Origin of the sequence: Arthrobacter sp. CAN_A2 (genome assembly GCF_015752045.1) — a bacterium.
Lineage (GTDB): Bacteria > Actinomycetota > Actinomycetes > Actinomycetales > Micrococcaceae > Arthrobacter_D.
In genome coordinates this window covers 1-4,715 of sequence record NZ_JADOUS010000040.1, presented here as the reverse complement: position 1 = coordinate 4,715, position 4,715 = coordinate 1, and the positions used below count along the sequence as shown (strand labels likewise).

Sequence of the window (4,715 nt, the reverse complement as noted above, 5' to 3'; positions counted from 1 at the left end):
GACCTCATTCCCGCCGCACCACGCCGCACCAACAGCAGCCAACCCTACCGAGTCAGCCCCTGACCGCCCTACCCACGCTCAACTGCGAAGGGCCGCAATACCCTGCGAGAGATCCGCCGCTGCCTCAAGCGCTACCTCGCACATGAGATCTACCGCCACCTCAACGCCACAGCCAGACGCGAATTAGCCACCCCTTTACAAACATAGGAGATTCAATGGACGCCTCGAACACCTCCGCGGCTCAGCCCTCGGATTCCGGAACCTCACCAACTACATCGCCCGCAGCCTCCTCGAATCAGGCGGCTTCAGACCCCTCCTACACCCTCAATTACGATGAGCCCCTTTGATGCCGGCAGATCGCATCAGCCGGCCCGTCTGGTCCCGGCCGATGACCCTTCCGGCGCGACGCGCGGCTTTCCAGAGCTTGCGGACCCCATAGACGCGGTAGTTGTCCTCCCACAGTGTGACCAGCTCCGGGGTGAGGACCGCGTCGCTGACGGCACGCGCGGACGGGGCGCGGTTCTTCGCGGCGTAGTACGTGCTCGGGGCCACCTGCAGCAGCGCGCAGATGGGCTCGACTCCGAGCGGTCGGCCTTCGACGACGTCGTGTGTGTTCGCGTCGATGAACGCGATTACTTCCGGTGTTGGCGGTCGAGCTCCGCCCCGAAGAAACTCCCGGCCCGCTTCAGGATCTCGTTCGCCCGACGCAGTTCCCGGTTCTCCTGCTCGAGCTCACGCATCCGCCTGGCCTCGGAAGTACTCACCCCGGGGGCCTGACCTTCATCGACGTCGGCCTGCCGGACCCACGATCGCACCGACTCAACCCCGTATCCGAGCTGCGACGCGACCCGGTGAACTGTCCCGTACTCGGTCCCGAGCTCCGCCCGCAAGGTCCGCACCATCCGGACCGCAGCGGCTTTCTCCTCCGGCGAATACCGACGAGCGGTCGGCTTCCCGGCTCCCTGACTTGATGCCATGACTCTATTCTCGTTTCCAAGGTCAGGAGTCTCCATCAAACCCAGAGCGGTTCAGTGTTCAAAGCAGGACGCTACTCAGTTTGCCGGCTCTGGTGTGGTGTGCTTGGCGCGTGGCTTACTACTTCGCGAATCAGAGCAGGAATTACGAGCAGGTCATAGTCGCCAAAACGTTGTGGACGTGTCCTCGGCCAGCACCGAGAAACCTGGATGAGGCTCGTCGGCTGATTATGGACCTCCAGCCGGGCGACGTTATTTTTCACTATCAGAAAGCAGCGCTGCGAGCCGTGAGCACGGTGACCGAGGAGGCTGTCGATCACCCGCGGCCGCCGGAGTATCCCGCCCGGGATGGTGAGAAAAATGAAGGGTGGCTTGTGCGGGTAGAGCCTCTCGTTACTGACCTCGAGGTCGGGTATCGGAGGTTGAACTCTCTCATCACTGTCGGTCAGCAGGGGCCCCTGAATAGCGACGGGAGTGGAGCGGCACAAGGCAAATTTTTGTCGCAGCTGAGTGTCGAGGATAGGCAGCGGCTTCTGGAGGAGGTGGACGTCATCATCCCTAGCCCTGATGACAATTGGCTGGGTCGCCCGTCGACCTTCTGGGATGGTGATGCATCAGACACGGAGGGTTTCGGTAAAGTCCGAGCCGAGCAGCGAGATCTCCGACGACACCTGATTGCCGGTCGAACGTCAGGCGAATGCTCCTTATGCGGGCGCGAGCTGCCGATCAATCTATTGATCGCGGCACACATCAAACCGCGCGCCCCGTGCAGCGAGGCCGAGCGACGAAACTTCGAGTCTGTGGCGATGCTTGTTTGCAACCTTGGGTGCGACGCTCTCTTTGAGTGGGGATACGTAGCCGTCGACGAGGGCGGTCGGATTGTTTCCGCGACTCGCCCCACAACGCCGCACATCAGGGAAGCTGTTGGTGAGCTCGTAGCGCGTCCCTGCTCGGCTCATAGTACGGCCACAGCAGATCACTTCGCGTCCCATAAGGAGATCGCTGAACGACGCAGGTGAGGGATTTCTGGGTAGTGGCTTCAGCTCACAAATCTGTACGTGGAGGGATCCCGTTGCGGGACGCACGCCAGGTCGGTCCGTGACGATCTTCCACACAATGTGTGCCCGGAGCCCGGGTGTCGCGTTCTCCTGTGAACGAACGTGTGTAGGCGATGTGCGCCTGAACAGGAGTGCAGGGCGCTGAGCCCTGCACTCCTGCCGCCCCTGGTGCCGTTTGCTCGACCCGCGGACTCCTCCCAGTCAAGGGCAAAGCGGTCGGCGGATCAATCGTTTAGTTGCTGGGTGCGAACCAGCTGAGTGTGCATCGAACCTCATTGAGCAGCGCGATGACAGGCAGACCCTCCATCGATGGCTCACCCAGAGGGTGATCGATCGGCGGCAGATCACGGTCCCACATGGGTGTTGGTGTGCGAGCCCGAGGATTACAGTGAGCACCAGCCGTCAGCGCAACAGATCCACTGCCAAAGGTGTAAGTGATGAGCGAGGATTCCATCGTCAACAGAGGTATGCCCTCGTCCCACCACGGCGGCATCGAACGAAAGCGCGATCTCGCCACGGAGCTTGCGGAACTTGCCCGGTCGCTGCAGCGAGAACCCGACGTGGACGCCATCGTCGCGGGGTTCGTCCACGCGGCCGTCGAACTGATTCCCGGCGTCGACGAAGGATCCGTCAGCGTCGTGCTGGGACGACGGCATATCGACTCCCGGGGCGCCTCCGGAACTCTGCCGGAGCGCATCGACGCCCTACAGATGGAAGCCGGGGAAGGCCCGTGCCTGGAAGCGGCGTACAAGCACCGCACAATCCGGGTACCGGACATGGCACAGGAGGACCGGTGGCCGCGCTTCGCCCAGCGGGCCGCTGCAGCCGGCGCCAAGGGGATGCTCTCCATCCAGCTGTGGGTCGAAGGCGATGACCTGGGTGCGCTGAATCTCTACTCCCACGAAGCCAACGCGTTCACGGACGAGTCGGAGAATATCGGGCTGCTGGTCGCCTCCCACGCGGCTGTGGCGTTTGCCGAGGCCAAGAGGAGCGGGCAACTGCAGGAAGCGGTGGATTCCAGGGATGTGATTGGCCAGGCCAAAGGTATCCTCATGGAACGCCACAAGATCACCGGCGAACAGGCATTCATCGTGCTGTCCATTGCCAGTCAACGTGTCCACCTGAAACTCTGGAACGTCGCCGATTTCCTCATCAGCAGCGGAGAACTCCCCAGCAGGACAAAGACCTCATACTGAACAAACCCCGCATCAGCTTCACCCGCGAGGAACACGCCGCCTTCAGGCTGAGACCCGAACGGCCTACATCGCGTGAAACCCCAACCGGAGACACCCTCGACGATGTCCCCGCATTCGTCCGCGGATCTCCGCCGGAATACACCGACGAGCCTCCGGCGAATGTGGGAGTCTCCGGTCATCAAGCAGACCGCGACCGGAGGCCTGTTCGCGGTCGCGCGGAAAATGCGACGCCCGGTGAACCAGAGTCCCTCGGAAGACCAGTTACCCGCTGCCGGGCCCCCTTCTTGCTTCGCCAGGGCGTAGGTCTTGGATTCGCATCGCTCAGGACGGAGGCGTTCACCCCTCGGGCGCCACGCGGCCGCCGGGCCCGATATTCGAAGCCGACAGGCCGACTGTGTCATCCGTAGATGGCATCACTGGTGAGACGGCGGTGAGGTTCAGGTCGTGAAGTGGGTGCTTGAGGGCTTTCCGGTGGTCTGCACGATCAGGGCTTCAGCGACGACGCGCAATTTCATGCCCCGGGCATTCGATACGCTTTTCAGGAGCTCGAACGCTTCTTCCTGAGTGCACTTGTTCTGGGCGATGATGATGCCGACGGCGATATCGATGCCCGTCCGGGACTCCATCGCTACACGCCTGTCGTCCGCGACGTCCTGATAACGGGCGACCTGCGTCGCCATCTCCAGTGCCCGCCTGGCCTGCTCGACGAACACGCCGGCCATTCTCTGCCGTTCGGGCACGAAGAAATCGGGTGGTTCGGCATAGAACACCACCGCCATCGGCCCGTCGGAACCCACATGCAGCGGAGCAGCGAGGACAGAGGCGAAGCCCAGGGACCGGGTGAGACCGAAGTATTCCGGCCACCGATCATCTGTGTGGCCATCACGCACGACGACGACGTCCCCGGCGCTCATCGACGCCAAGACCGGGCCGTCTCCGATCCGATACTGGACCTCGTCCAGGGCAACGAGAGCCGGTGAGCTACCAGCGATCGTGGAACGCCGATGCTGGGACGTCACCCCGCACGCCACCGGACCCTCGCCGAACAACTCCTCCCCCAGAACGGTGACGTGCTGCAGGAACTCCGCGACGCTCACATCTTCCAGCACCACGTCCCGCGCTCCGCCTTTGACACCATCGGGTACACCATCCGGGTTGCCACATCGCTCACGATCCATGGCACCGTCAGGGGTGCTATCGGGCGTGCTCACCGGAGGGACCTGCTGAGGACCCACGTCCGACGCGAGATGCCGCACCCCAGCGGGGTGGAAGAAACGGGCGTGAGCGGACCAATGCGGCTCTTCGGACATCCGGTGGGGTGAGGGTCAGTGGGGGGTGAAAAATTCTATGGCAATACCGTCTGGGTCCTTGAAGTTTAGTGCGGTCCCGTAAGGCTTGGTGTCAACCGGTGGAAGCAACATTGTCGGTGAGTAGTCGAGTGAAGACTTCCCGGGGAGTGAGGTAGCCCAGGGTGGCTCGGGGTCGGT

2 protein-coding genes and 1 pseudogene are annotated in these 4,715 nt (G+C 62.8%); 1 reads left to right on the top strand and 2 read right to left on the bottom strand.

The window, feature by feature from the left end; translation table 11 throughout:
• Window positions 1-327 precede the first annotated feature (327 nt).
• Window positions 328-977: pseudogene (locus tag IWX63_RS16290) on the bottom strand (IS3 family transposase); the annotation flags it as partial.
• A 1,492-nt stretch (window positions 978-2,469) separates the two neighbouring features.
• On the opposite strand from IWX63_RS16290, the gene IWX63_RS16285 reads away from it, so the two are divergent.
• Entirely contained in the window at window positions 2,470-3,228 is a 759-nt protein-coding gene (locus IWX63_RS16285) for a GAF and ANTAR domain-containing protein (protein ID WP_334685947.1), read from the top strand.
• Window positions 3,229-3,665: 437 nt separating this feature from the next.
• Here IWX63_RS16285 and IWX63_RS16280 read toward each other — a convergent pair whose 3' ends face one another.
• A complete protein-coding gene (locus IWX63_RS16280) occupies window positions 3,666-4,439 on the bottom strand; it encodes an ANTAR domain-containing protein (RefSeq protein WP_199279199.1) in 774 nt (257 codons plus the stop codon).
• Window positions 4,440-4,715 lie beyond the last annotated feature (276 nt).